The sequence below is a fragment of the Pseudomonas caricapapayae genome, from assembly GCF_001400735.1.
Taxonomy (GTDB): Bacteria; Pseudomonadota; Gammaproteobacteria; order Pseudomonadales; family Pseudomonadaceae; genus Aquipseudomonas; species Aquipseudomonas caricapapayae.
In genome coordinates this window covers 1-26,459 of sequence record NZ_LJPW01000090.1, presented here as the reverse complement: position 1 = coordinate 26,459, position 26,459 = coordinate 1, and the positions used below count along the sequence as shown (strand labels likewise).

Below are 26,459 nucleotides of genomic sequence, written 5' to 3'. Positions count from 1 at the left end.
CCCGGATATCCGGGGTTTGTCAGTGCGCGGGCTTGAAGATCAGTCTGCTGTCGGCTGACCCGACGGCACAGGTTCCTTGCTGCGCCAGTGCGGCAGCGAGTTCCAGTAGCGCTCGCCCTTGGCATCATCATACATGCCTTCCCAGCGCGAGATGACCAGTACCGCCAGTGCGTTGCCGATCACGTTCAGGGCGGTCCGCGCCATGTCCATGATCCGGTCGACACCTGCGATGAACGCCAGGCCTTCCAGCGGAATACCGGCACTGCCCAGCGTTGCCAGCAGCACCACAAACGAAACACCCGGCACACCCGCGATGCCTTTGGAGGTGACCATCAGGGTCAGTACCAGCATCAGTTGCGCACCGATCGACAGGTCGATGCCGTACAGCTGAGCGATGAAAATCGCCGCAATGCTCTGATACAGCGTCGAACCGTCGAGATTGAACGAGTAGCCCGTCGGCACCACGAAGCTGCAGATCGCTTTCGGCGCGCCGTAGGCTTCCATCTTCTGGATCACGCGTGGCAATACGGTTTCGGAACTGGCGGTGGAGTAGGACAGAATCAGCTCGTCCTTGAAAATACGCATCAGCCTGATCACCGAAAAGCCGAAGGCCCGGGCAATCAGCCCCAGTACCACGAAGGCAAAGAAAGCGATGGCCACGTACACCAGGATCACCAGCTTGGCGAGCGGCAGCAGGGACGCGAAGCCAAAGTTGGCGACAGTCACCGCAATCAGCGCGAACACACCGATCGGCGCATAGTTCATGATCATGTGCGTGACCTTGAACATGGTTTCCGAGACACCCTGAAACAGCTTCACCAGAGGCTCACGGACCTCTGCCTGCAGGCTGGAAAGCCCCAGACCGAACAGCACCGAAAAGAAGATGATCGGCAGCATCTCGCCACGCGCCATGGCGGCAAAGATATTGGACGGGATCAGGTTGAGAATGGTCGCGATAAACGCGTGATCATGCTGTACCTCGGCGGTGGTCTGCTGATACTTGGAGATATCGACCGTACCCAGGGTGCTCATGTCGATGCCCGTGCCCGGATGGAACACATTGGCCAGCACCAGACCCACCAGAATGGCGATGGTGGTCACGACTTCGAAATAGAGGATGGTCTTCAGACCGATACGGCCCAGCTTCTTGGCGTCGCCTACGCCCGCGATGCCCACAATCAGCGACGCGACGACAATAGGGATAACGATCATCTTGATAAGACGAATGAAGATGTCGCCCGCCGGTTGCAGGAGATTGGTGATCCACCAGGCTTTTTCAGCGCTGAAATGGTTGAGCAGCGCCCCCACAGCGATACCCAGTACCAGTCCGATCAGAATCTGCCAGGCCAGACTCAGCTTTGCCTTCTTCATATTATTACCCTTGTTCAAAGTGGCTTGGGCAAGTCCAAGACCAATGCGCCGAGCGTGCTTTTTCACAGCAGTTTCAGGGCATGGGATCCCTTTGGAAATGTCCCGAGAAGGTCACCGCAGACGAGCATCCCGGCTCTGTAGCAGGCGAAAAAAGTCGCAACTATTCCCATGGCGAGCGCCTACGTCTAATGCCGTAAACGACTACCTCATGCTGGATCGGCATACAAATACCGAAAAATGTGTTGATTTATGTCAGGGCATGAAGAGGGCTATTCGGCGCAGAGGTGGCTAAAACGTCATCTTTGGCCTGATGGAGAAAAGCGGGATGGCAAAGGGAATATAGCGATGCTGAATCGATTCCTCGATGTATTTACCGGATGTACGGTAGCGCAAGCGCCCAGACCGGTGTATCCGGAGATACGTTCGCGGCTTGGGCGATCAGGATGAGACCCCGCCCTGTCAGCCTTTTCCTTTGGTGCGGGTCATGTGCGGGCCGCTGTTTTTCTCCAGGTACTCGATGATCATCCCGGCGACATCCTTGCTGGTGGTCACTTCAATACCTTCCAGGCCGGGCGACGAGTTGACTTCCATCACCAACGGGCCGTGATTGGAGCGCAGGATATCCACACCCGCCACACTCAATCCCATGACCTTGGCTGCACGCAATGCGGTCATGCGTTCTTCAGGGGTGATCTTGATCAGGCTGGCGCTGCCGCCACGGTGCAGATTGGAGCGGAACTCGCCCGGCTTGGCCTGGCGCTTCATCGAAGCGATGACCTTGTCACCGACGACAAAGCAGCGAATATCGGCACCGCCCGCTTCCTTGATGTACTCCTGCACCATGATGTCCTGTTTGAGGCCCATGAAAGCTTCAATCACCGACTCGGCTGCCGTGGCCGTTTCGCACAGCACCACACCGATACCCTGAGTGCCTTCAAGCACCTTGATGACCAGCGGCGCGCCGTTGACCATCTGAATCAGGTCGGGAATATCGTCAGGCGAGTGGGCAAAGCCCGTGACCGGCAAGCCGATCCCCCGCCGTGACAGCAATTGCAACGAACGCAGCTTGTCCCGCGAGCGGGCAATCGCCACCGATTCATTGAGCGGAAACACGCCCATCATTTCAAACTGACGCAACACCGCACAGCCATAGAAAGTCACCGAAGCACCGATGCGTGGAATCACCGCATCGAAGCCCTCCAGAGGTTTGCCGCGGTAGTGAATCTGCGGCTTGTGGCTGGCGATGTTCATATAGGCGCGCAGGGTGTCGATCACCACCATCTCATGGCCACGCTCAATGCCAGCTTCGACCAGACGACGGGTGGAATACAGACGCGGATTACGCGAAAGCACAGCGATCTTCATGCAACACCTGAGGAAGTAGAGGCCGGGAACACCGGCTTGTCTTGTACGTAAGTTATGCCCGGATTGACCACCAGTTGGCCGTCGATCAGCGCTTTGGAACCCAGCAGCAGTCGATAACGCATCGACTTGCGGCAAGCCAGTGTGAATTCCACCGGCCAGATACGATCACCCAGGGCCAGCGTGGTGCGAATGACATAACGCACCTGCGCATGGCCGTTGGAGCTTTTAATGGTTTTCATGGCCACCAGTTGCGCCTCGCAGCGACGATGCCGCAACTGAACCACGGTGCCCAGGTGTGCGTTGAAGCGCACCCATTTCTGGCCATCGCGTTCAAAAGGTTCGATTTCAGTCGCGTGCAGACTTGATGTGCTCGCGCCGGTATCGATTTTTGCCCGCAGGCCCGCCACCCCCAGATCGGGAAGCGCCACCCACTCGCGCAGGCCGATGACTGTCAGATGATCGAATGTCTTCAATGCGATTCCGTACTTCTCAAGACTTCTGCCAGGCCTCAGGTGCTATCTGCGCCAGGGCTTTGAATGCAGGCCTGGCGAACAGATAGCCCTGCATCAGGGAAATACCGCAGTCGGCGAGAAAGTCCCGCTCTTCAACCTGCTCTATACCTTCAGCAATGAGCTTAATCCCCAAGTCCGAACACATTGTGACAACGCCACGAACAATGGCCTGACGAGCGCGATCCCGATGAATGTTGCGGATCAGGTTCATGTCGAGTTTTATCAGGTCGGGCTGAAAATCCGCGAGCAGCGTCAGCCCGGAGTAGCCAGCACCGAAATCGTCGATGGCGGTCATGAAGCCGAACTCTCGGTACTCACGCAGAATATTGCTCAAGTGGCCGTTGTTATCCACATGCTCGCTTTCGATGGTTTCGAAAATCAGACGCTCGATAGGAAACTCATGCTGCCTGGCCGCCTCCAGCGTGCTGCGGATGCACAGCTCGGGACGATACACAGCGTTGGGCAAAAAGTTGATCGATAAACGCTCGTTCATGCCCAGTTTCGCGGCACCGGCGATGGCCGTAGTTCGACACGTCTGATCGAAGCGATAGCGATTCTGGTCGTTGACCTGACTCAGAACGGACATCGCGCCTTCGCCATTGGGCCCACGAACCAGCGCCTCGTGCGCGAAAATCGACTGGTCGTGAAGATTCACGATCGGTTGATAGGCGTAGTCAAACGAGAAATCCAGTTCAGGACTGCCCGTGCATCCCGCACACCCCTTTCTGGGGGCGGTCAACGAAGTTGGAAAATCTGTCACGTCGCGCTCCATATAGGGGTGGGGCAATGAAAAGATGAATAGCTGTTTTTGACAAGCAAGGATCGGTTACTTCATGTTCGTGTAGGTATGTGCACATCAGGCGACCGGGGCAGTCGTACTTCCTGATGGGCCCGATAACGTTCAGACTGCCGCACTGATGAGGAATTCAAATGGCGCAAAAGCCGGAAGAAGACGACAAGGTTCGTCTGGATAAATGGCTGTGGGCCGCACGCTTTTTCAAAACGCGTGCGCTGGCCAAAGCAGCTATCGAAAGCGGCAAGGTGCACTGTCGCGGCGAACGTTGCAAGCCCGGCAAGGAGCCTCGTATCGGTGACGAGTTTCAGATTCGCATGGGCTTCGACGACCGCACGGTGGTGGTAGAGGCACTGTCTGTCGTTCGCCGTGGTGCGCCGGAGGCACAAACGCTGTACCACGAAACCCCCGAAAGCATTGCCAGGCGCGAAAACGCGGCCGCTCAGCGCAAGGCAGGCAATCTGGGCGTTACCACCGACGGCAAGCCGACCAAGAAGCAACGCCGGGAGCTTTTCGGTTTCCGTGCCAACCAGAACAACGATTGAAAAAAACGCATGGCGGCTCCGGCGATCAGCCCGAACGGCCATTCGGCTTGGAAGCGCACCGGATAGCTCCTAAAATGCCGGTCAACCCGCATGGCCGCCGACGCTTTCGAGTGCCGGACAGCGCCTCCTCAGCCGCGTGCCATCCATTGTCATTACGTCAGATACCTTTCCTATGCATGATTTACCGGACATCGATTTCACCCAGCGCTTCATCTTCGACGAAAGCGACGTTCGCGGAGAGCTGGTAGCCCTGGAACGCAGTTACGCCGAAGTGCTCGCCAAGCATCCTTACCCGGAGCCGGTCGCACAGTTGCTGGGCGAACTGATGGCTGCTGCCGCCCTGCTTGTCGGCACTCTGAAATTCGACGGCTTGCTGATTCTGCAGGCACGTTCCAGTGGTGCCGTACCACTGCTGATGGTCGAGTGCTCCAGCGAACGCGAGCTGCGTGGCATCGCCCGTTATGACGAAACACTCATCACCGCCGGCGCGGGCCTGCAGGATCTGATGCCTGACGGCTCGCTGGCATTGACCGTCGACCCAAGCAAAGGCAAGCGCTATCAGGGCATCGTCGCCCTTGACGGCATCGACCTGTCGGAGAGCCTCTCCAATTACTTCGTGATGTCCGAACAGTTGGGCACGCGTTTCTGGCTCAGGGCAGACGGCCATCGCGCCCGCGGCCTGCTGCTGCAACAACTGCCGGTCGCACAGATCACCGACCCGGAAGAACGCGACGCCAGCTGGGAGCATGTCATTACCCTGGCCAGCACCCTGACTGCCGAAGAAATGCTCGGGCTGGACAATCAGACCATTCTGCATCGCCTGTACCACGAAGACCCGGTTCGCCTGTTCGATGTCCAGCCAATCTGCTTCCGCTGCAGCTGCTCGCGCGAACGCTCGGCCAATGCGCTGGCCAGTCTTGGCCTGGAGGACGCGCAGCAACTGGTGATCGAGCATAACGGCAGCATCGAGATCGACTGCCAGTTCTGCAACGAGCGCTATCTGTTCGATGCCACTGACGTCGCACAGCTGTTTGCTGGCGGCGGTGTCGATTCGCCATCTGACACGCGTCATTAATCATCCCGTAAAGGGCCTCAGAATACGGTGTGGGCCTCTGTAATGCTGTTCTGACAGGAGGGTCCTACCATTTCCGGGCATTTCTGGCATAATCCGGCCCACTTTTACGCTGTAGTAGTGGTTGTTTTTTTACTACAAAACCGTTTGGAGCACTCGGCTACAGGCCGACGGGGAACCTCATGACGCAAACCAACAACGCTGTGTACACCGATCTGAGCACCGACGAACTGGTCAAGGAAGCCCTTGCCCGCAAAGAAGGCGTACTGTCCGATACTGGCGCACTGGTTGTGGAGACAGGCCATCGTACTGGCCGTTCGCCGGTTGATCGTTTCATTGTTGAAGAGCCGAGCACTCAGGAGGCTATCGCCTGGGGTCCGATCAATCGCAAGTTCCCGGCCGAGAAGTTCGACGCCTTGTGGAACCGTGTCGGCGCTTACCTGGCCGAGCGCGAGCGCTTTGTTTCCCACGTTCATGTAGGCTCCGATCCTGCGCACTACCTGCCCGTCAAGATGACCACCGAAACTGCGTGGCACAACCTGTTCGGCCGCTGCCTGTTCATCAACCCTGAACAGTACAACCCGGCAGGCAAGGACGAATGGGAAATCCAGAACGCGCCATGGTTCGTCTGTGACCCTGAGCGTGACGGCACCAACTCTGACGGCACTGTTATCATCAACTTCGCAGCCCGCAAGGTGCTGATCGCAGGCATGCGTTATGCCGGCGAAATGAAGAAGGCCATGTTCTCGGTGCAGAACTTCCTGCTGCCGGCCTCCGACGTGCTGCCGATGCACTGCGCTGCCAACATGGGCGAAGAGGGTGATGTCACCCTGTTCTTCGGCCTGTCCGGCACTGGCAAGACCACCCTGTCCGCTGACGAAAGCCGTTACCTGATCGGCGACGACGAGCACGGCTGGGGCGAAGGCGTGGTGTTCAACATCGAAGGCGGTTGCTACGCCAAGTGCATCGACCTGTCCGAGAAAAACGAGCCCGTCATCTGGAAAGCCATCCAGCACGGTGCGGTGCTGGAAAACGTCGTACTCGACCCGGTTACTAAAAAAGCCGACTACGCCGACAGCAGCCTGACCCAGAACAGCCGTGCGGCCTACCCGCGTGAGCTGATCGAAAAACGCGCGCCGAAAAACCTCGGTGGCGAGCCGAACGCCGTCATCTTCCTGACCTGCGACCTGACCGGCGTGCTGCCGCCTGTGTCGATCCTCAGCGAAGAACAGGCTGCCTACCACTTCCTGTCGGGTTACACCGCGCTGGTCGGCTCGACTGAAATGGGTTCGGGTTCGGGCATCAAATCCACCTTCTCCACCTGCTTCGGCGCACCGTTCTTCCCGCGTCCGGCTGGCGAATACGCAGAACTGCTGATCAAGCGCATCCGCGGCTTCAAGTCCAAGGTCTATCTGGTCAACACCGGCTGGACCGGCGGTGGCTACGGCGTCGGCAAGCGCTTCAACATCCCGACCACCCGTGGCGTGATCGCAGCGATTCAGAGCGGCGCGTTGATCGGTGCCGAAACCGAACACCTGGACACCATCAACCTCGACGTACCGAAGTCGGTACCCGGCGTAGACACCGGCCTGCTCAACCCGCGCAACACCTGGGCAGACAAAGCCGCCTACGACGAAGCCGCCAAGGCCCTGGCTGGTCTGTTCGTGGAGAACTTCAAGAAGTTCGACGTGAGCGACGCCATCAAGGCTGCGGGTCCGAAGTTGTAATTAAACATCTCTAGGGCTGCACCGACGTGCGGCCCTCGGAAATGCTGAAGCAGACGCCTCGACTTGTCGGGGCGTTTGCTTGTCTGGAATACTGATTTCCATTTGTGGCGATGACAAAGAGGTGGTTTGTGACCGCGATTCAGGTACGTCGTTTTGTGCCGAACGATGGGCAAGGTGTGTCGGCATTGATCCTGCCCATCCAGCGTGAAGAGTTCGGTATTCCCATCACCGCCGAAGATCAGCCTGACCTGAAAGCCATTCCGGAGTTTTACCAGACCGGTACGGGCGATTTCTGGGTGGCTGTGCAAGGTGAACGAGTGGTTGGAAGCATTGCGCTCAAGGACATCGGTGCAGGGCAGGCAGCGTTACGCAAGATGTTTGTCGCTGCGCCGTTTCGCGGCAAAGAATTTTCGGTGGCTGCACGACTGCTGGAGCGCCTGGTCGAGGAGTCGACTCGCAGAGGCGTGGTAGAGGTATTTCTGGGCACGACCGATAAATTCCTCGCCGCACATCGTTTCTATGAAAAGCACGGCTTCAGAGAGATCGCGAAAGAAGAACTGCCTGCAAGCTTTCCCTTGATCGCGGTGGACAGCAAATTCTACGCGCTGAGCCTGAACCCCTGAGCGATAAGGCGTTGCAGGCCTGTCTAACCCAACGGATTGAACCCGCTCGCTGCACTGCAATAGCGCTGGCGAGTGGCGGATTCGGGGAGGCGCTTGCACTGCTCCTTGAAGTGCACCTTGGCGCCTTTTCGGCATTCCCGGTACTCAATCGAGCCTCTGCGCCAGTTACGGCATACGCTGGTGCCGTCAATTTGAGCGTTTTTAACCATCCATTCAGCATAATAGGTCCGCTTCCTGTCCCACTGCCACACAACTGCCGAATCGATAAATTGCGCTGCTGCGAGCCTGGGCTGCGGCATCTGCTGTTGCGCCTTGTATTGGCTCATGTAATGCGCAGACACCATGCCCTGCGTGGTTGAGCCGGGTGATGTCTTTTGGCTTTTACCGAATCGACAAGCGACGACTGTTTCGTCGATGAGATTATCCGTCCCCATGCACTCACGCAGGGTTTGGGGGCGACCCGGTGTTTCGTGCAGTGGCAGGGCAGCAAGCTCCGGTGCGTCGGCAACAATGGCAGCAGGAGGTAGCGCGGGCGTGGCATCGATTGTTTTCGGCAAGTGCCGGTAATGAAACAGGCCATAGCCGCTCAGCCCCATGAGTACAAGCACGCTCAGTAGATTACGCTGGAACGTCGAAGTCCTCCTCGACTTGCGCCGCGGAGCACGCGCGACTGCGTCCTCCTCATCGACACTCAGGTTCTCGTAAGCCTTACGGTCATTCTTCATGCCTGGCAATCAAGCCTCCTGAATGGCTGACTGGCTTTTCAGTGTGTTGAAAATATTCATGGCCGAGCTATCCCCTGAGGTGATGTTGGCGGCGTAATTGGCGGGGTATTGCGCTTTTTCTATGGGGGGCAGCTGGTCGTAGTGGGCGAGAAGCATGACCAGCGTTTGCGTGCTTTTGCCAGTTTCGTTGTATTCGTCGGTATAGCGTTTACACATCTCCCTGTTCCAGTTTTCCTGTTGAATATGGTTTTCGGACGAAGCAGCACTTCTCTCATTGATGGTGAATTCACCACTTTCGTCATACATAACCAACCTCAATTGATTCTGAGACAAACCTGCGAACGGGTTGGTGCCTGATCCATTCTTGAATGACGTCGCCTGCCTCGCTCTTTCGAGCAGCGCAGGGTCAGCCGTATCCGGAATCTCTGCGTCGTGCAGTTTTTTATTGGCGCGATAATTGTTGCCTGCAATTCTGTCAATGATGCTGTTTGCCAGAGCGCCCAGACTTTTGAAGTCATGACTGTTGTCGCGAGTTTGGGCGCGCGCGGCACTATTGCTCAATTGACTGGACAGTGGCGAGAGAGTGGCACTGTCAATGGCTGACGCAGAAATAAGCTCTTTCAGGCTGGAACTCATAGTTGTAGAGGAAGTGCTTTTCTCGACGGTCGTTAGTGCAGTGTTAGACGTAGGGCGTGCGATGGATGTTGTATCAATCATGCTGCGTCCTCGCGGCAGAGGCCAATCCATGGCTTTATATTCACTTTCTGTATCGGCCAGGCCAGACCCAGCTTTAGTTTTTCTGCTGGAAAACGTGCGTGTCAAAATGCGACACGCACGCTCAGGAGCTTACTTCATTGTGAATTCAGCAGCCCACGCGTAAGTGGAGAGATTGGTGGCACGAGACGTTGCGGTGCAGACGGCACCGCCTTCAGGGCTTGCAGTCCGGTTCCATTTTGGAACCTTGGCTCCCCCCGCGCCGGGAAGCTTGATGAAGGTGGTCGAGAATACGCAAACCTTGGAACCCATGACGTAGCGGACACTCGCGTAACTTGTATCCGGCGAGAGAGTGCTTTGCACAGAGTAAATATTTGAATCCCCAGGCTGGACGTTTGGGGCAATAGCCCCTCGGGCATTAAGCTGCGTCGATATCTCTTTGCGAGTGACAACTTTATATTCGGCAACCTCCGTGCCCAGATTTTTAAATGTAACAGTCACCGGCGGCCCCGCGTGCGCAGCAACAGCGGCGCATAGTGTGGCGAGCGTGAACGAGGTCAGTAAGACTTTTTTGATTTTCATGACCGGTAGTTCCAGAGTCAAGTAATTAAATTCGTATTTTTTAAATAAAGCTAACGCAAGACGTCATTGAACGTTATTCATTCGCGACCGCAGCCTCTCATCCAGACAAAAACCGCTGGTGCGTGAGTGCTGAGGACGTGAGCACCGTTCTCGTAAAGCATTCTTGATGTAGAGGGCGTACAGAGGAAAATCCTATGCTTAAACATGGGGAATTCCACTGGGCGGGTCAGAAGAAAAGATTAACTTTTCGCCGTCCGTGGTGATGTTTTAGCACGATGGGCGGGGAAGAAAAGTAGGAAGTTTCTGATTCTTGCTCAATCAGCCAATGACTATTATTATTCTTGTTTTTCAGTATCGAGTTGGGTTAACTGCGCTGGCAGACGTTATAAGCGTGCAGATTAGAGCGCCCCGCAGAGCTGAAGGGCGCACTCCTGTGTCTCACGTCACCGCATAAAACTTGCGCACATACCCCGTACTGGTCCACTTGCAAGGCGCGCCCTGTACAACGAATACGGTGTCGCCTGTGTTCACGGTCAGGCTTGGGCCGTTTTCCAGGCTCAGCACCACGCTGCCTTCGATCAGGTTCATCAGTTCATGGATTTTGTGCGGACGCGAGATGCGCTCGTAGGGCGTGGAATCCCAGACGCCGATACGCAGAGTGCTTGCGGTATCTTCGAACAGGTTGTTGCTGCGGCACTGCGGCAGTGCGCTGATCATGATGCTCGGGTCTGGCGGTGAGGACGGTGTGAGCATGGCGAGGCGGTCGAGCGCGGTGAGGCCGGGTTTGTCGGGACCGCTGGCCTGAGTAGCCGCGCAGAACGCCCAGAGACTATCCGGTTGCGCCTCGATACGTACTTGAGTGCCGCGACCGATCACTGCACTTTCGCCCGTCTTGATCGTGATGCTCTCGGTGCCGGAGGTCAGGATGACGGATCCGCGATGCATCACCAGCATTTCGGTGTAGGGATAGGCCTCCACTGACAATGACGTGCCGAAGTGAACGAGGCCAGCCGCAATACCCTGTTCATCGATGAACGCCGTGCGGCGGCCGTTATCGAACGGGTCATGCGCATCGATGGGGCCAGTGGTGAATTCGGTATCTACCGGGCTGAGGTCAGCGCGGGCCAATAGCAGGGCAGTGAGTTGGGGCATTGGTCAGGCTCCTGAAGTTGAAGCATTGATGATCGTTCCCACGCTCCGCGTGGTAATGCATTTCGTGACGCTCTGCGTCACCTGTTCGAGACCGGACGCGGAGCATGGGCACGTTGATGCCTTCCAGGCGATCAGCCGATCGTCTGGGTAATCAGCGCAAACTGGCGCACGCCCTGGCTGGCTTGCGGGATTGCGCCCATGCTCATGCAAGTCACGCTGTCGACGCGCTTGAGGCCGGCCTCGTCCAGCCATTCCGCCAGACCGCAGTCAACGGGAATGTCGATGCGTACAAAGGCATAGGGCACTTTGGCCAGCAGTTGCTCGATCATGTGTTTGGCTTGTTCCACAGTCTGGGCGACGACAGGGCCGATACACAAGCCACGGCCGAAGGGTCGCAGCAGGGCGAAAGCCTGCAACTGGCCGTCGCGCTCGATGCCGACGGCGTGCTCAAGGTTGTTCAACACATCACCCAGCGTTACCGAGCGATCCATGCCCGAACCCGCATTGGCCAGCTCCAGCACGCGGGCATGGTCAGCGTCACTCAGCACGCGGCAGCTTTCCAGTGCGTCTAATGCGGTCGTGCCAGGCAGTTGCGCCTGTCCCTGACGTTGCTGGACTTCGCCAAAACTGACAAAACCCATTTTCGCGTAGAGCGGCGCACCGGCCAGCGTGGCGTTGAGGATGGCCGTGCGCGGCGGAACACTGCCGACGGCCAGCTCCATCAGCTTGCGGCCGATGCCTTTGCCTTGGTAATCGTCGCTGACGATCACCAGGCCGATGGTGGAAAACTCGCCCTGATGGCAGGCAAAGGCGCTGCCAATCAACCGGCCGTTGTGCAACGCGACAAAACCCTGGGCGACGCGTTGCAGCATGGCCCAGTCCTCAAGTCGATGCGGCCACTTCAAGGCAATGGATAACTCATGAGCGTTGCCGACATCGGCTGCAGTCATGGGGCGAAATTCAAAGTCGAGGCGTTGCTGAGCGAGCATGACGTGTCTCCGTCCAGAAGGATGCACCGGCAAATAAAAGGATGCGGCAGGCTTGCTGTATCCCACCTGCTGCAGGCGCTGACAAGAGGTCTGCAAGCATTCGGCAGATTCCACAAACCGCCGTTCGCCAGACCACAGTTACTGCTTAAAACGGGCGAGTGCCCGGCAGCAAATGCTTGTGGTTTTTCCTCGGCTTCAAGCTCTTTATATAGCTGCTGACATTTGCTGCTCGCAGATCGCCGGCGCGGCGCAGTTTCTGCGGTGCAAACCCGCGTGTTTGAGCCCGAGCGCCCTGAAAAGGGTCACAAAAGTGCCGAAAACAGGGGTTTGCCCAAGGCTGGAGCGCCCCGCAAAGTCTGCTGAGCGCGCACCTCAAAACGGTGGTTTCTATCAAGCAGCCATCACTTTTAACGCCATATGCTGATTTCACGGTGTTGTAATGAGGTTGTGCTGCAGCGTGCATCACCGCCCTTGAAAATGAGGCCGGATTGCTCGTCATGCCATGACCTCAACGAACTTTCAGGACCGCACACAATGAGCTTTCTTCGACCAAAATTCATTACGTTCGACTGCTACGGCACGTTGACCAATTTCCACATGGGCACCATGACGCGCGAGCTCTTTGCCGACCGCGTTCCGGCTGAACAGATGGATCAGTTCGTCAAGGATTTTTCGGCGTATCGTCTGGATCAGGTCATGGGTGACTGGATGCCATACGACGAAATCCTCAAGGTCGCGCTGGCTCGTACCTGCAAGCGCTGGAACGTTGAATACCGCGAAGAAGGCCAGCTGTATTACGACGCCGTGCCTACCTGGGGCCCGCACGCCGACGTGCCCGCGGGCCTGGCAAAAATCGCCGACAAGATCCCGTTGGTGATTTTCTCCAATGCCAGCGACAGCCAGATCATGTCCAACGTCGAAAAGCTTGGCGCGCCGTTTCACAAGGTGTTCACCGCCGATCAGGCCAAGGTCTACAAACCGCGTCTGGCCGCGTTCGAATTCATGCTCGATAACCTGGGTTGCGGCCCGGAAGACATCTTGCATGTGTCCTCAAGCTTCCGTTACGACCTGTTCTCGGCGCATGACATGAAGATCCGTAACAAGGCCTTTGTGGCTCGTGGCCACGAACAACCCGCCAACAGTTTCTATGAATACCACCAGATCCCGGATATCGGCGGACTGGCCGGGCTGGTCGGCCTCTAAGCCGGGCAAACCGTACAACACCGGCATTTTTCAAGGTGCTCTTCGATGAGTGACAAGGGGAACAGAATGCGCAGTGAGTCTTACTGGCTCGATACGGCTCCAGACTTTACCGGCGCGCAGGACGGCGCAGTGGAGGGGCAGGCTGACGTGGTGGTGGTCGGTGGTGGTTTCACCGGCCTTGCGGCGGCACGTGCATTGGCCTTGAAAGGTGCCAGCGTGGTGGTTCTGGACGCGGGCCGGGTGATCGGCGAAGCGTCGGGGCGCAATGGCGGCCAGTGCAACACCGGCGTAGCCCAGGACTATGCGTCGTTGAGCGCGACGCTGGGTGCCGATCAGGCACGCGAGTATTACAAGGCCTACGAAAGTGCGGTGCAGAGCGTCGTCACGGTGATCGAGCAGGAAAACATCGCCTGCGACATCAAGCGTAACGGCAAGCTCAAGCTGGCCGCCAAGCCAGGCCATTACGACGGATTGGCGCGCACGTGCGAGCTGATTCGTCGTGAGGTGGATGCAGACGTCGAGCTGTTGTCCGCTCAGGATGTGCGTGCCGAAATCGATTCGAACGAGTTTCACGGCGGCCTGTTGCAACGCAACGGCGTGCAGATCCACGTCGGACGTTTTGGCCTTGGCCTCGCCGATGCAGCCGTGCGCCATGGCGCGAAGGTGTATCAGGGCGCCACGGTGAAGGACTGGAAGGCCAACCGTGGCGGCTTTGTGGTCAACACGTCGAAAGGCTCCATCCAGGCCGGACAGGTGTTGCTGGCAACCGGTGCCTGCCAGCATGGCGGACTGGGCTGGTATCGCCGGCGCATTGTGCCGGTCGGCAGTTTCGTCATCGTCACCGAAGTGTTGCCGCAGGCACTGATCGACCAACTGTTCCCCAACCAGCGCGCTTACGTGACCAGCCGTTTGATCGGTAACTATTTCCGCCTGACCCCGGACAACCGTCTGCTGTTCGGCGGGCGGGCACGCTTCGCGATGTCCAACAGCAGTTCCGACGCCAAAAGCGGCAAGGTGTTGCAGGCGGCGATGGTGCAGATGTTCCCGCAACTGGCCCATGTCAGGGTCGACTACTGCTGGGGCGGGCTGGTGGACATGACCTCCGACCGTCTGCCGCGTGCAGGCGAACACAACGGCGTCTTCTACTCGATGGGTTACAGCGGCCACGGTGTGCAGATGTCGGTGCACATGGGCCGGGTGATGGCCGAGGTCATGGAAGGCAAGGCGCTGGCCAATCCCTGGAAAGACCTGAACTGGCCAGCCATTCCCGGCCACTTCGGCAAGCCGTGGTTTCTGCCTTTGGTAGGCGCGTATTACCGCTATCAGGACAGCCGCCACTGAGTTTTTGTTTAACCGTCGTCGTGTGTGCTTGAAGGACGCTCCGGCCAACCGTGAGCAACTCGGAATTTCCCCTTTTCGACAGGTAGAACTGATATGGCTGATAACAAAACCGACTCCCCATTGATCACAGGCCAAGACAGCCTGCGGGTTTTCGAAGGTCTCAATCGTGGTCTGTCGCGACGCGATGCGTTGCGCATGCTCGGTGTTGCAGGTGTGGTCGCGGCGGGCTCCACCAGCCTGTTCGGCGCAGCGGGCAAGGTCTTTGCCGACGACGCGGATGCGCCTGTCAAAGGCAAGCCGGGCGGCCGTATCCGGGTCGCGGGCATGTCCAGTTCTACCGCCGATACGCTTGATCCGGCCAAAGGCGCGCTGTCTACCGACTACGTACGCCATTTCATGTTCTACAACGGCCAGACCCGTTTCGACAGCCATCTGGTGCCGCACATGGAACTGGCCGAGAAGATCGAAAGCGACAACGCAACGGTCTGGACCGTCACCCTGCGTCAGGGCGTGACCTTCCACAACGGCAAGGCATTGACCGCTGGCGACGTGGTGTTCTCCCTGTCACGCCACAAGGACCCGGCCACCGGCTCGAAAGTCCTGCCGCTGATGGCGCAGTTTTCCGAGATCAAGGCCACCGGCCCGCTGGAAGTGCAGATCACCCTTAGCTCGCCCAACGCCGAACTGCCCTCGATCCTCGCGGTTTCGCACCTGCTGATCGTACCGGAAGGCACTACCGACTTCAGCAAAGGCATCGGCACCGGCCCGTTCACCGTCAAGGAATTCAACCCCGGCGTGCGTTCGGTCAGTGCGCGCAACCCTAACTACTGGAAGCCAGGCCTGCCGTACCTGGACGAGATCGAATTCATCGCCATTGCCGACGAGCCGTCGCGGGTCAACGCGCTGCTGTCCGGCGACGTGCACATGATCAACGAGGTCAACCCGCGCTCGACCACACGCATCGCGGCCAGCGCCAAGCACCGTGTGGTGGATGCACCGTCCGGCAACTACACCGACCTGATCATTCGCCAGGACCAGATGCCCGGCAAGAGCCCTGAATTCACCGAGGCCATGAAGTACCTGCTGGACCGTGAACAAGTCAAATCGGCCGTGTTCCGGGGCTATGCCCGCGTCGGTAACGACCATCCGATTGCGCCAGGCTCGCGCTACTTCAACGCCGACCTGCCACAGCGCGCCTACGACCCGGAAAAAGCCAAATTCCTGCTCAAAAAAGCCGGCATGGAAAAGATCACCATGGCCGTCGCTGCATCGCCTGCCGCCACCGGTTCGGTGGACATCGCCGTGCTGCTGCAACAGTCGGCCAAACAGGCCGGGCTGACGCTCAATGTCAACCGCCTGCCGGGTGATGGTTACTGGTCCAACCACTGGATGAAACACCCGCTGAGCTTCGGCAACATCAACCCGCGGCCGAACGCCGACGTGATCTTCTCGCAGTTCTTCCAGTCCTCGGCACCGTGGAACGAATCCGGCTGGAAAAACGATCAGTTCGACCAGTTGCTGCTGCTGGCCCGCGGTGAGACCGACGACGCCAAGCGCGCCAAAATGTACGGCGACATGCAGACTCTGGTAAGCCAGAACTGTGGTATCGGCATCCCCGTGTTCATCAGCAATATCGACGGTGTGGACAAGCGTATCCAGGGCTATTCCAGCAACCCGCTGGGCGGTTTCATGGGTTACATGTTCAGCGAGCAGGTCTGGCTGGACGCGTAAATGCAACGCCGAACCGAGCAGGAGGATGCAGATGAATAGCAACACACTCTGGCTGATCGTGCAGCGCTTCGGTGCGGCGATCGTGACGTTGTTGATCGTTTCCATCGTGGTCTTCGCCATTACCGCGGTGTTGCCCGGAGACGCGGCACAACAGGCCCTCGGGCAATTCGCGACGCCTGAACAGGTCGCGGCATTGCGTACAAAACTGGGCCTGGATCAGCCAGGTGTGGTGCGTTACCTGCATTGGTTGACCAACCTGCTCGGTGGCGACTTCGGCGAGTCGGTGTCCAACGCAATGCCGGTGTCCGAGCTGATTGCCGGACGCTTTCCGAAAACCCTGATGCTGTCGGCAACCACCGCGCTGGTCTCGGTGCCGGTAGCGCTGGCATTGGGCATTGGCGCAGCGATGTACCGTGGCAGTCGTCTTGACGGTGCCCTGAGCTTCATCACGCTGACACTGGTGGCGGTGCCCGAATTTCTGGTGGCCACCCTGGCGGTGCTGGTGTTCGCGGTCAATCTGGGCTGGCTGTCGGCGTTGTCGTATGGCGGGGACGTCAGCTCACCTTGGCAGTTCATGCGCACCTATGCGCTGCCGGTGATGACCCTGTGCTGCGTGATCGTGGCGCAAATGGCGCGCATGACCCGCGCCGCCGTCATCGATCAACTGGACAGCCCGTATGTGGAAATGGCTCGTCTCAAGGGCGTCAGCCCGGTACGTATCGTATTGCGTCACGCCTTGCCGAACGCCATCGGGCCGATCGTCAATGCGGTAGCGCTGAGCCTTTCCTATCTGCTTGGCGGGGTGGTTATCGTTGAGACCATCTTCAATTACCCCGGCATCGCCAGCCTGATGGTCGATGCGGTGACCAACCGTGACATGGCCCTGGTTCAGGGCTGCACGATGCTGTTCTGCTCCGCTTACCTTGGGTTGGTGCTGATGGCCGACCTGTGTGCAATTCTTTCCAATCCGAGGCTGAGAACCCAATGACCCTATTCATTGCGAAATCGACGCCCGCAGCGCCGGAACCGGTGCTTCGCAAAAAAGCGTCACGCCCGACCTCATGGCTTGGCCTGCTGGGCGCTACGGTGTGCTTCATCTGGTTGATGATCGCGCTGTTCGGCCCCTGGCTCGCACCGCATCCAGTGGGCGAAGTGGTTTCTGACAACATGTTCGAAAACATGAGCGCAGCCTATCCGTTCGGCACTGACTATCTGGGCCGCGACATGCTCAGCCGCGTGCTGGTCGGTGCGCGTTTCACCGTGGGCCTGGCGTTGATCTCTGCCGTGCTGGCCAGCGGCATCGGTACGCTTTGCGCTCTGCTGTCGGTCGTTGCGCCGAAATGGCTGGACGAAATCATCAGCCGTCTGATGGACGCATTCATCTCGATCCCCAGCAAAATGCTGGCGCTGATCATGGTGTCGGCGTTCGGCTCGTCCGAGGTGTTGCTGATCTGCACGGCGGTATTGAGCTACACGCCAGGCGCGTTTCGGATTGCCCGCAGTCTGGCCGTGAACATCGAAGCGCTGGAATACGTACAAGTGGCACGTACCCGCGGCGAAGGCCGTGTCTATATTGCCTGCCGGGAAATCCTGCCGAACATGCTTAACCCGGTCATGACCGACCTGGGCCTGCGCTTCGGTTTCATCGTGTTACTGCTCAGCGGCATGAGCTTTCTGGGCCTCGGCGTGCAGCCACCCGATGCCGACCTTGGCTCGTTGGTGCGGGAGAACATCGGCGGGCTCAGCCAGGGGGCTCCGGCCATCGTGATTCCGGCGCTGGCCATCGGTACGCTGACCATTGGCGTCAACCTGTTCATCGACCGGCTGGCCTCGCGGCGCGGTCGTCGTTCGGGAGGGCATTGAGATGAGCCAGTTGATTCGTGTGCAAGACCTGCGCGTGGTCGCAGAGGGCGATCAGGGCGAGCTGGAGATCGTCAAGGGCGTCAGCTTCGCGCTGGAAAAAGGTGAAGTGCTGGCGTTGATCGGCGAATCGGGCTCCGGCAAGACCACCATCGCACTGGCCCTTCTGGGTTATGCCCGACGCGGCTGCAAACTGGCCGGCGGGGTGGTTCAGGTGGGCGAGCACGACATGCTCAGCCTGCCCGAAAGCCAATTGCAGGGCCTGCGCGGCAATCGTGTTTCCTACATTGCACAAAGCGCCGCAGCCGCCTTCAATCCGGCGAAAAAGCTGATCGATCAGGTGATCGAAGGTGCGCTGATTCACGGTCTGGGCAGCCGCGCGGAACTTGAAGCCAAGGCCGTCGAGCTGTTCCGCGACCTGGCGCTGCCCAATCCGGAAAGCATCGGCCGACGTTACCCGCATCAGGTTTCGGGGGGTCAGTTGCAGCGCGTCATGGCGGCCATGGCGCTGATCAGCGACCCGCTGCTGGTGATCCTCGACGAACCGACCACGGCACTGGACGTCACCACGCAGATCGACGTACTGCGTGCCTTCAAGCGGGTGGTGCGCGAGCGTGGTGCGACTGCCGTCTATGTCTCCCACGACCTTGCAGTCGTGGCGCAGATGGCCGATCAGATCGTGGTACTCAACGGCGGGCGGATCATCGAACAGAGCAGCACTGCGGCGCTGCTCAAAGGCCCGGAGGACGCCTACACCCGAAGTCTGTTGGCGGCTGCCCGGCCTGACGCGGTACTGAAACCGGCCAGCGAAGTGGTCAAGGACAGCACACTGCTGACCATCAGGGGCCTGACTGCAGGCTATGGCAAAAAGAACCTGCAAGGCATGCCGATGATTCGCGTGCTGGAAGACATCGACCTGACCATCCGCCGTGGCCAGGCCGTCGGCGTGATTGGCGAGTCCGGCTCGGGTAAATCAACTCTGGCCCGTGTGGTCGCCGGTCTTCTGGACCCGGCGCACGGCAGCCTGACGTTCGACGGTGCCGAATTGTCCGGCACCCTGGCTGGGCGCACAGAAGAGCAGTTCCGGCGCATCCAGATGGTGTTCCAGAACGCCGACACGGCGCTCAACCCGATGCACAGCATCAACGCAATTCTGGCTCGTCCGCTGAAAATGTATTTCGGACTGAAGGGCAAAGCCTTGCGCGAGCGCATTGACGAGCTGATGGACCTGGTACGCCTGCCCCGCGAGCTGGCCGAGCGGCGGCCCAACGAACTGTCGGGTGGCCAGAAACAACGCGTCAACCTGGCCCGCGCACTGGCGGCCAAGCCGGACCTGATCCTCTGTGATGAAGTGACCTCGGCGCTGGACACCGTGGTGGGCGCGTGCATCCTTGAACTGCTCGGCGAGCTGCGCCGCAAGCTGGGTGTTTCCTACCTGTTCATCAGTCATGACATCTCCACTGTGCGCGCACTGTGTGACGACATCGTCGTGATGTACAGCGGCCACAAGGTCGAAGAGGGCAGCCGCGAAGCCTTCAGCCGCGTGCCGTTCCATCCGTACACCGACTTGCTGGTGCATTCGGTGCCGGAACTGCGTCAGGGCTGGCTGGAAACCTGCGGTGTAACCAGCGGCAAACTGCCGCCCATCAGCGCCCCGGCCAACAATCCGGAACTGTGCACCTTTCTCAATCGCTGCCCGGCCCGTGTCGAAGGCCTGTGCAACAAGACCGCGCCGGGCCGCCGCGTGATCGCAGGCGGCAGCGAAATCCTTTGCCACCGCGACAGCGACGAGCTGCAAGCCGTGCAACAGAACCTGAACCCTGTGACCGTCGGAGCCTACGCATGAACGGCCGTTTTGTGAGACTGGGCGAGCGTGATCGCCCGGTCGTGAACCTGCTGGTCGATGGTGCGCCCATCGAGGCATTGCAGGGCGACACCCTGATGGTGGCCTTGCTGACCCGCAAAAGCACACTGCGCCAGTCCGAGTTCGATCCGGGACGGCGTGCCGGTTTTTGCCTGATGGGTGCCTGCCAGGACTGCTGGGTCTGGACACGCAGCGGCGAACGGCTGCGCGCCTGCTCAAACGAAGTCCGCGACGGACTCGATATCGTCACCACCCAACCGGAGGCGAAATGGCCACTTCTTCACGGTTAGACGTTCAGAACCCTGCCGGCCCGAGGGTCGTCATCATTGGTGCCGGCCCGGCAGGCACCCGTTGTGCTGAAACATTGGTGGCTGCGGGCATCAAGCCGATCCTGATCGACGAAAACCGGCGTGACGGCGGGCAGATCTATCGCCGTCAGCCAGAGGGCTTCAAGCGTGACTATTCAGCGCTGTACGGCACTGAAGCGGCCAAGGCGCGTGACCTGCACGAAAGCTTTGATCGCCTGCGCTCGCAGATCGACTATCGCCCCGACACGCTGGCCTGGAACCTTACGCACGGCGAACTTTGCTGCGCCAGCCAGGGCGTGCATACCGTGGTCGAATACGACGCGCTGATCCTGTGTGCCGGTGCCACGGACCGGCTGATGCCGATCAAGGGCTGGCAACTGGCAGGCACTTACAGCCTGGGCGGCTCGCAGATTGCGCTCAAGGCCCAATCCGTCTCCATCGGCAGCCGCGTGGTGTTCTTGGGCAGCGGTCCGCTGCTGTATCTGGTCGCCAGCCAGTACGTCAAAGCGGGTGCCGATGTGGCCGCGGTGCTCGATACTTCGCCGTTCAGCAAGCGCCTTGGCGCGATGCCCAAGCTGCTGTCGCGCCCCGGCCTGTTGTTCAACGGCATGAAATTGCTCGGCCAGCTATACAGCGCCAAGGTGCCGGTACATCTGGGTGTGCAGCCCGAAGAAATCATGGGCAGCGAACAGGATGGCGTGACCGGCGTGCGCGTGAAGCTGGCCAATAGCACCTCGCTGAACATCGATTGCGATGCGTTGGCGCTGGGTTATCACCTGCGTCCGGAAACCCAGCTGGCGGACCTTGCGGGCTGCCAGTTACGCTTCGACGAAGCGTCCGGGCAATGGGTGCTGGCGGTCGATGAAGAGGGCCGCACTTCGGTCAAAGGCGTTTATGCCGCTGGCGATGGCGCGAAAATTCGCGGAGCCGATGCTGCCGAACAGGCGGGACGCCTGGCGGCAATGGCGCTGCTGGAAGATCTTGGCCGGCCTGTGGATAACGCGCGCAAGGAAGAGGTGCGCAAAAACCTGGTCGTCATGGATCGTTTTCGTGTCGGGCTGGCACACGCGTTTCCCTGGCCTGCTGCCCAGGCCGCTGCGCTGCCCGATGACGCCATTGTCTGCCGCTGCGAGATGATCAGCGCAGGCGAATTACGCAGCGTCGTACGTGAAAAGGGCGCCTGCGAAGTCAATCGTGCAAAGGCCTTCAGTCGCGTCGGCATGGGCCGCTGCCAAGGGCGTTATTGCTCTCAGGCCGGTGCCGAGGTCATCGCTGCCCAAGCCGGTGTGCCGGTCGAGCAGGTCGGTCGCCAGCGCGGTCAGGCACCGGTCAAACCGTTGTCGATGCTGATAGACGAGGTGACCTCATGAAACAACCAAAAGTCGATGTGCTGATTGTCGGCGGAGGCTTCATGGGCTCCGCGTCAGCGTTCTTTCTGCGCCAGCGCGGCAAGTCGGTAACGCTGCTGGAGCGCGATGTGATCGGTCAGTACGCCAGCGGCGTCAACTTCGGCAACGTGCGCCGTCAGGGCCGTCACCTTGGCCAGCTGGAACTCGCCAACCGTTCCAGGGCGCTGTGGCAGCGGTTGCCGGAGCTGATCGGTGAGGACCTGGAGTTTTTGCCCAGCGGCCACATGCGCGTCTGCTATCGCGAGGATGAAATCGCCGAACTGGAAGCTTACGCAGCAGCCCCGCAAGCCCGTGAGCTGGACCTGAAAATCTATAGCGGCAAAGCTTTGCACGAGCGCTTCGGATTTCTTGGGCCAGACGTGAAAGGCGGCTCTTACGCGCCGCACGACGGCCACGCCAATCCGCGCCTCGCAGCGCCCGCATTTGCACGCGCCGCGACGCGTGCCGGGGCACGCATCGAAGAGCGTACTGAAGTGGCGCATGTCGAAAAAACAGGCAACGGTTTTGAAGTCACCACCACCGACGGGCGCATCTTCACGGCCGACCAGTTGCTGATCACGGCGGGTGCCTGGGGTCAGAAACTCTCCGAGCAGTTTGGCGAACCCGTGCCGCTGGAAACCAACGGGCCGCAGATGGCCGTGACCGAGCCGGTGCCGTATGCACTGCCGACAGTGATCGGCGTGTTCACCAAAATCCCTCACGAAGTGATCTACTTCCGGCAGATCCCACGCGGCAACATCATCATTGGCGGTGGTTTTCGCAGCAAGCCCGACATGATCAACCGCCGTGCCAGCGTCGAGCCGCGCAGCATCATCAATCAGGTCCAGCAAATGCGCCGTCTGTTGCCAGGCGTCGGCAACCTGAACATCATCCGCGTATGGAGCGGCATCGAAGGCTACACGCCGGATTCGCTGCCGGTGATGGGCCGGAGCGGCAAGGTCGACGGCCTGTTCTACGCGTTCGCCTTCTGCGGCCACGGATTCCAGCTCGGTCCAGGCGTGGGCGACGTGATGGCCGAACTGATCAGTACCGGCGCGACCAGCACCTCGATCAGCCCGTTCGACATTCGTCGTTTTGACATTCGCACCGACCAAGTGAGTAAAGCCTCATGAGCCCACGCGCACTGGATATACTCAAACGCCTGATCGCCTTCGACACCGTGTCGTCTGAGCCGAACATGGCACTGATCGAATACGTCCGCGAGCTGCTGGCCAGCAAGGGCATCGAGTCGCTGATCGTCAAGGACGAAACCGGCAAGAAAGCCAACCTGTTCGCCAGCACCGGCCCACGCGATGTGCCGGGCGTGCTGTTGTCCGGGCACACCGATGTGGTGCCTGCGGCCGGCCAGGCCTGGACGATGCCGCCATTTCAGGCAACCCTGCGCGACGGGCGCATCTACGGCCGTGGCACTTGTGACATGAAAGGCTTCATTGCCCTGGCCATCGACGCGATGCTCGATGCTGCGGACATGGCGCTTATCCGCCCGCTGCAACTGGCGCTGTCCCACGATGAGGAAATCGGCTGTGTCGGGGTGCGCCGTCTGTTGGATGTGCTGCATCTGGCACCGGTGCGTCCGTTTCTGTGTGTGGTAGGCGAGCCCACGCTGATGCAGTTTGCCGTCGGACACAAAGGTAAAGCGTCCTATCGCACATTCTGCCGCGGCCAGGAGGCGCATTCCTCACTGGCACCCCGCGCAGTCAACGCGATTCATCTGGCCAGCGATTTCATCGCCGAGCTGCGCAAGAGCCAGCAACGGATCGAGCAGCAGGGCGCGCGTGACGAGGGCTACGACATTCCTTACAGCACTGTGCACATCGGCCGTATCGATGGCGGCAAGGCGCTGAACATTGTGCCTAATCTCTGCACCATGGAGTTCGAATACCGCAACCTGCCGGGCGACCACCCTGATCTGCTGCTTGAGCAGTTGCGCGAGCGTGCCGAGGTGCTGGTGCGCGAAGCGCGGCAGTTGTCGGGCGTGGCCGCCATCGAGATTGAAGTCATGAACGAATACCCGGCGCTGGAGACCCATCCCAGCGTTGAAGCAGTGCGTATGCTGCATGCGTTTGCCGAGCCCGGCACCCAGCACATCAAGGTGTCCTATGGCACCGAAGGCGGCCTGTTCGCGGGTCGACTCAACGTGCCGGTGGTGGTCTGCGGGCCAGGCTCCATCGAGCAGGCGCACAAGCCGGACGAGTTTATCGACGAGAGCCAGATGAATGCGGGCGAGCGCTTTTTGCAGAGCCTGCTGGGGTCGTTGAAGCAGTAGAGGCTGCCGTCCGGGGGCAAATTTCAGCATCGGACGCTGCCGTTACTGCGCTTTCAGCATCCTGGACTGCGGCGTCTGCCTAGACTGGCAGTCATCCCGGAACAGGACTCGACCATGCTCAAGAATCAGTTGAAAGACCCCAGCCTGCTGGTAGACCGCGCCTACGTCGACGGGCAATGGATCAGCGCGGACGATGGTGCAACACTGACCATCAACGACCCGGCGACCGGCGAGGCGCTGGCGCAGGTTCCGGCCCTGCAAGGCGTCGAAACCCGGCGAGCCATCGAAGCGGCGGATCGTGCCTGGCCAGCCTGGCGCGCACGTCCCGCTGCCGAGCGTGCTGCATTGCTGGAGCGCTGGCATCAGGCGATGCTAGACAACGTCGAAGACCTCGCGCTGATCATGACCCTTGAGCAGGGCAAGCCGCTGAACGAATCGCGCGGCGAGATCCGTTACGGTGCCAGCTTCGTCAAATGGTTCGCTGAAGAGGCGCGTCGCTCCTACGGGGAAACCATCCCCGCGCCTAGCGCAGACCGCCGTTTGATGACGCTCAAGCAGCCGGTGGGTGTCTGTGCAGCGATCACCCCGTGGAACTTCCCCAACGCCATGATCACCCGCAAGTGCGCACCGGCGCTGGCTGCCGGTTGCCCGATCATCGTCAAGCCATCGGACCTTACGCCATTGTCAGCCCTGGCGCTGGCGGTGCTGGCCGAGCGCGTGGGCATTCCTGCCGGAGTGTTCAACGTCATCACCGGCCTGCCGACCAGTATTGGCGAAGAGCTGACCGGCAACCCGGTGGTGCGCAAGATTTCCTTTACCGGCTCGACGCCGGTCGGCCGCCTGCTGATGCGCCAAAGCGCCGAACACATCAAGCGCCTGAGCCTGGAACTGGGCGGCAATGCGCCTTTCATCGTGTTTGACGACGCCGATCTGGAACAGGCAGTGGCAGGCATCATGCTCAGCAAATTCCGCAACGCCGGGCAGACCTGCGTATGCGCCAACCGGATTCTGGTGCAAAACGGTATCTACGACCGTTTCGCTGCCAGGCTGGTGGAGGAAGTGAGCAAACTCAAGGTCGGCAACGGTCTGGAACAGGGCGTGACCATTGGCCCGCTGATCAACCCGGCAGCGGTCAGCAAAGTCACTCGGCACATTGACGATGCGCTGAGCCAGGGGGCGAAACTGCTGCATGGCGGCCGTCCAGAAGGCGACAGCCAGTTCGTACAGCCCACAGTACTGGGCGAAACCCATGCAGGCATGTTGCTGGCCAACGAAGAAACCTTCGGGCCGGTTGCGCCGCTGATGCGCTTCACCGACGAAGCCGAGGCGCTGGCGCTGGCCAATGCCACACCTTATGGCCTGGGTGCGTATTACTTCACGCAGGACCTGCGCCGCTCATGGCGCTTCGGCGAGGCCCTGGAGTTCGGCATGGTCGGCCTCAACACCGGCATCATTTCCATGGAAGTCGCGCCCTTCGGCGGCATCAAACAATCCGGCCTGGGCCGCGAAGGCTCCAGCTACGGACTGGATGAATACCTGGAAGTGAAGGCGTTTCATGTGGGTGGGTTGTAGCGCGCAAAACGTGCGGCGCTCAGCTTGTCCACAACCTCCCGGTTTTTGTAGGAGCGGACTTGTCCGCGAACTGCCGGAAACCGGCAGCAAAACCAGCTGCTTCGATGTACCAGACACAGCCGAGGCGGCCCGTTTCAGGGCCGTTTCGCAGCCCATCGCGGACAAGTCTGCTCCCACGCCCTCCGGGCAGAAGCTGTATCCCGGAGTGTTGGGATCGTGCGACGCTCAGCTTGTCCACAACCTCCCGGTTTTTGTAGGAGCGGACTTGTCCGCGAACTGCCGGAAACCGGCAGCAAAACCGGTGCATACGGTGCATCAGACACAATCAAGGTGGCCTGTTTTAGGGCCGCTTCGCAGCCCATCGCGGACAAGTCGGCTCCCACTCCCTCCGGGCAGAAGCTGTATTGATTGTGCCCGGAGATGTGGGGATCGTGCGACGCTTAGCTTGTCCACAACCTCCCGGTTTTTGTAGGAGCGGACTTGTCCGCGAACTGCCGGAAACCGGCATCAAAACCAGCCGCTTCGATGTACCAGACACAGCCTAGGTAGCCTGTTTTAGGGCCGCTTCGCAGCCCATCGCGGACAAGTCCGCTCCCACGCCCTCCGGGCAGAAGCTGTATTGATTCTGCCCCGGGGATGTTGGGATCGTGCGACGCTCCGCCTGTCCACAACCTCCCGTTTTTTTGTAGGAGCGGACTTGTCCGCGAACTGCCGGAAACCGGCAGCAAAACCAGC

At 59.7% G+C, this 26,459-nt stretch carries 24 protein-coding genes; 15 read left to right on the top strand and 9 right to left on the bottom strand.

Features of this window, described 5'->3' with window-relative positions; all coding sequences use genetic code 11:
- Nucleotides 1–39: 39 nt before the first annotated feature.
- The 4 genes from gltP to rimA form a co-directional block, all read right to left on the bottom strand.
- Entirely contained in the window at nucleotides 40–1,371 is a 1,332-nt protein-coding gene (gltP, locus tag ALO80_RS13875) for a glutamate/aspartate:proton symporter GltP (protein WP_055004930.1), read from the bottom strand.
- Between the two features lie 459 nt (nucleotides 1,372–1,830).
- The gene (gene rimK / locus ALO80_RS13870) at nucleotides 1,831–2,736 is read right to left on the bottom strand and encodes a 30S ribosomal protein S6--L-glutamate ligase (protein ID WP_003318100.1); all 906 of its coding nucleotides are present in this window, start codon (nucleotides 2,734–2,736) and stop codon (nucleotides 1,831–1,833) included.
- Nucleotides 2,733–3,209 (bottom strand): retropepsin-like aspartic endopeptidase RimB, encoded by a 477-nt coding sequence (gene rimB, locus ALO80_RS13865; RefSeq protein ID WP_002555826.1) that lies wholly within the window; start codon nucleotides 3,207–3,209, stop codon nucleotides 2,733–2,735. The genes rimK and rimB overlap by 4 nt, the downstream gene beginning before the upstream one ends.
- Before the next feature lie 16 nt (nucleotides 3,210–3,225).
- A complete protein-coding gene (gene rimA / locus ALO80_RS13860; protein WP_054986736.1) occupies nucleotides 3,226–4,008 on the bottom strand; it encodes a S6 modification regulatory phosphodiesterase RimA in 783 nt (260 codons plus the stop codon).
- A 170-nt stretch (nucleotides 4,009–4,178) separates the two neighbouring features.
- On the opposite strand from rimA, the gene ALO80_RS13855 reads away from it, so the two are divergent.
- The 4 genes from ALO80_RS13855 (at nucleotide 4,179) to ALO80_RS13840 (ending at nucleotide 8,008) form a co-directional block, all read left to right on the top strand.
- Nucleotides 4,179–4,586, top strand: coding sequence for an RNA-binding S4 domain-containing protein (locus ALO80_RS13855; RefSeq protein ID WP_055009410.1), 408 nt, complete (start codon nucleotides 4,179–4,181; stop codon nucleotides 4,584–4,586).
- 172 nt (nucleotides 4,587–4,758) lie between these two features.
- Nucleotides 4,759–5,661 carry an Hsp33 family molecular chaperone HslO gene (gene hslO / locus ALO80_RS13850; protein ID WP_055009409.1) on the top strand — a complete coding sequence of 301 codons (903 nt, stop codon included), beginning with the start codon at nucleotides 4,759–4,761 and terminating at the stop codon, nucleotides 5,659–5,661.
- A gap of 179 nt (nucleotides 5,662–5,840) precedes the next feature.
- Nucleotides 5,841–7,385: a phosphoenolpyruvate carboxykinase gene (locus tag ALO80_RS13845; protein WP_054986733.1), complete on the top strand. Its 1,545-nt coding sequence runs from the start codon at nucleotides 5,841–5,843 to the stop codon at nucleotides 7,383–7,385.
- A gap of 128 nt (nucleotides 7,386–7,513) precedes the next feature.
- Nucleotides 7,514–8,008 (top strand): GNAT family N-acetyltransferase, encoded by a 495-nt coding sequence (locus tag ALO80_RS13840; protein WP_223813409.1) that lies wholly within the window; start codon nucleotides 7,514–7,516, stop codon nucleotides 8,006–8,008.
- 23 nt (nucleotides 8,009–8,031) lie between these two features.
- Here ALO80_RS13840 and ALO80_RS13835 read toward each other — a convergent pair whose 3' ends face one another.
- The 5 genes from ALO80_RS13835 to ALO80_RS13815 form a co-directional block, all read right to left on the bottom strand.
- The gene (locus ALO80_RS13835) at nucleotides 8,032–8,604 is read right to left on the bottom strand and encodes a hypothetical protein (protein WP_055009411.1); all 573 of its coding nucleotides are present in this window, start codon (nucleotides 8,602–8,604) and stop codon (nucleotides 8,032–8,034) included.
- A gap of 138 nt (nucleotides 8,605–8,742) precedes the next feature.
- Nucleotides 8,743–9,450 carry a hypothetical protein gene (locus tag ALO80_RS13830; protein ID WP_055009408.1) on the bottom strand — a complete coding sequence of 236 codons (708 nt, stop codon included), beginning with the start codon at nucleotides 9,448–9,450 and terminating at the stop codon, nucleotides 8,743–8,745.
- A 129-nt stretch (nucleotides 9,451–9,579) separates the two neighbouring features.
- Nucleotides 9,580–10,029 (bottom strand): hypothetical protein, encoded by a 450-nt coding sequence (locus ALO80_RS13825; RefSeq protein WP_055009407.1) that lies wholly within the window; start codon nucleotides 10,027–10,029, stop codon nucleotides 9,580–9,582.
- A 438-nt stretch (nucleotides 10,030–10,467) separates the two neighbouring features.
- Nucleotides 10,468–11,181: a cupin domain-containing protein gene (locus tag ALO80_RS13820; RefSeq protein WP_055009406.1), complete on the bottom strand. Its 714-nt coding sequence runs from the start codon at nucleotides 11,179–11,181 to the stop codon at nucleotides 10,468–10,470.
- Between the two features lie 131 nt (nucleotides 11,182–11,312).
- Nucleotides 11,313–12,170: a GNAT family N-acetyltransferase gene (locus tag ALO80_RS13815; protein WP_055009405.1), complete on the bottom strand. Its 858-nt coding sequence runs from the start codon at nucleotides 12,168–12,170 to the stop codon at nucleotides 11,313–11,315.
- Nucleotides 12,171–12,704: 534 nt separating this feature from the next.
- Here ALO80_RS13815 and ALO80_RS13810 point away from each other — a divergent pair.
- From ALO80_RS13810 to ALO80_RS13760, 11 genes are all read left to right on the top strand, one after another.
- Nucleotides 12,705–13,373 (top strand): haloacid dehalogenase type II, encoded by a 669-nt coding sequence (locus ALO80_RS13810; RefSeq protein WP_055004926.1) that lies wholly within the window; start codon nucleotides 12,705–12,707, stop codon nucleotides 13,371–13,373.
- Nucleotides 13,374–13,439: 66 nt separating this feature from the next.
- Entirely contained in the window at nucleotides 13,440–14,714 is a 1,275-nt protein-coding gene (locus ALO80_RS13805; RefSeq protein ID WP_054986726.1) for an NAD(P)/FAD-dependent oxidoreductase, read from the top strand.
- A 93-nt stretch (nucleotides 14,715–14,807) separates the two neighbouring features.
- A complete protein-coding gene (locus ALO80_RS13800) occupies nucleotides 14,808–16,445 on the top strand; it encodes an ABC transporter substrate-binding protein (RefSeq protein WP_055009404.1) in 1,638 nt (545 codons plus the stop codon).
- A 31-nt stretch (nucleotides 16,446–16,476) separates the two neighbouring features.
- Entirely contained in the window at nucleotides 16,477–17,433 is a 957-nt protein-coding gene (locus tag ALO80_RS13795; protein ID WP_055009403.1) for an ABC transporter permease, read from the top strand.
- On the top strand, nucleotides 17,430–18,308 hold the full coding sequence (locus ALO80_RS13790) for an ABC transporter permease (protein ID WP_054986723.1): 879 nt from the start codon (nucleotides 17,430–17,432) through the stop codon (nucleotides 18,306–18,308). The genes ALO80_RS13795 and ALO80_RS13790 overlap by 4 nt, the downstream gene beginning before the upstream one ends.
- 1 nt (nucleotide 18,309) lies before the next feature.
- Nucleotides 18,310–20,151, top strand: a complete 1,842-nt coding sequence (locus tag ALO80_RS13785; protein ID WP_055009402.1) for an ABC transporter ATP-binding protein — start codon at nucleotides 18,310–18,312, stop codon at nucleotides 20,149–20,151.
- Complete coding sequence (locus ALO80_RS13780) at nucleotides 20,148–20,459, top strand: (2Fe-2S)-binding protein (protein ID WP_055009401.1); 312 nt, start codon at nucleotides 20,148–20,150, stop codon at nucleotides 20,457–20,459. The genes ALO80_RS13785 and ALO80_RS13780 overlap by 4 nt, the downstream gene beginning before the upstream one ends.
- Nucleotides 20,438–21,847, top strand: a complete 1,410-nt coding sequence (locus tag ALO80_RS13775) for an FAD/NAD(P)-dependent oxidoreductase (protein ID WP_055009400.1) — start codon at nucleotides 20,438–20,440, stop codon at nucleotides 21,845–21,847. Before ALO80_RS13780 ends, ALO80_RS13775 begins: the two co-directional genes overlap by 22 nt.
- The gene (locus ALO80_RS13770; protein WP_055009399.1) at nucleotides 21,844–22,998 is read left to right on the top strand and encodes an NAD(P)/FAD-dependent oxidoreductase; all 1,155 of its coding nucleotides are present in this window, start codon (nucleotides 21,844–21,846) and stop codon (nucleotides 22,996–22,998) included. Before ALO80_RS13775 ends, ALO80_RS13770 begins: the two co-directional genes overlap by 4 nt.
- Nucleotides 22,995–24,152: an acetylornithine deacetylase gene (gene argE, locus ALO80_RS13765; RefSeq protein WP_055009398.1), complete on the top strand. Its 1,158-nt coding sequence runs from the start codon at nucleotides 22,995–22,997 to the stop codon at nucleotides 24,150–24,152. The genes ALO80_RS13770 and argE overlap by 4 nt, the downstream gene beginning before the upstream one ends.
- Nucleotides 24,153–24,266: 114 nt before the next feature.
- Nucleotides 24,267–25,724 (top strand): NAD-dependent succinate-semialdehyde dehydrogenase, encoded by a 1,458-nt coding sequence (locus ALO80_RS13760; RefSeq protein ID WP_055009397.1) that lies wholly within the window; start codon nucleotides 24,267–24,269, stop codon nucleotides 25,722–25,724.
- Nucleotides 25,725–26,459 lie beyond the last annotated feature (735 nt).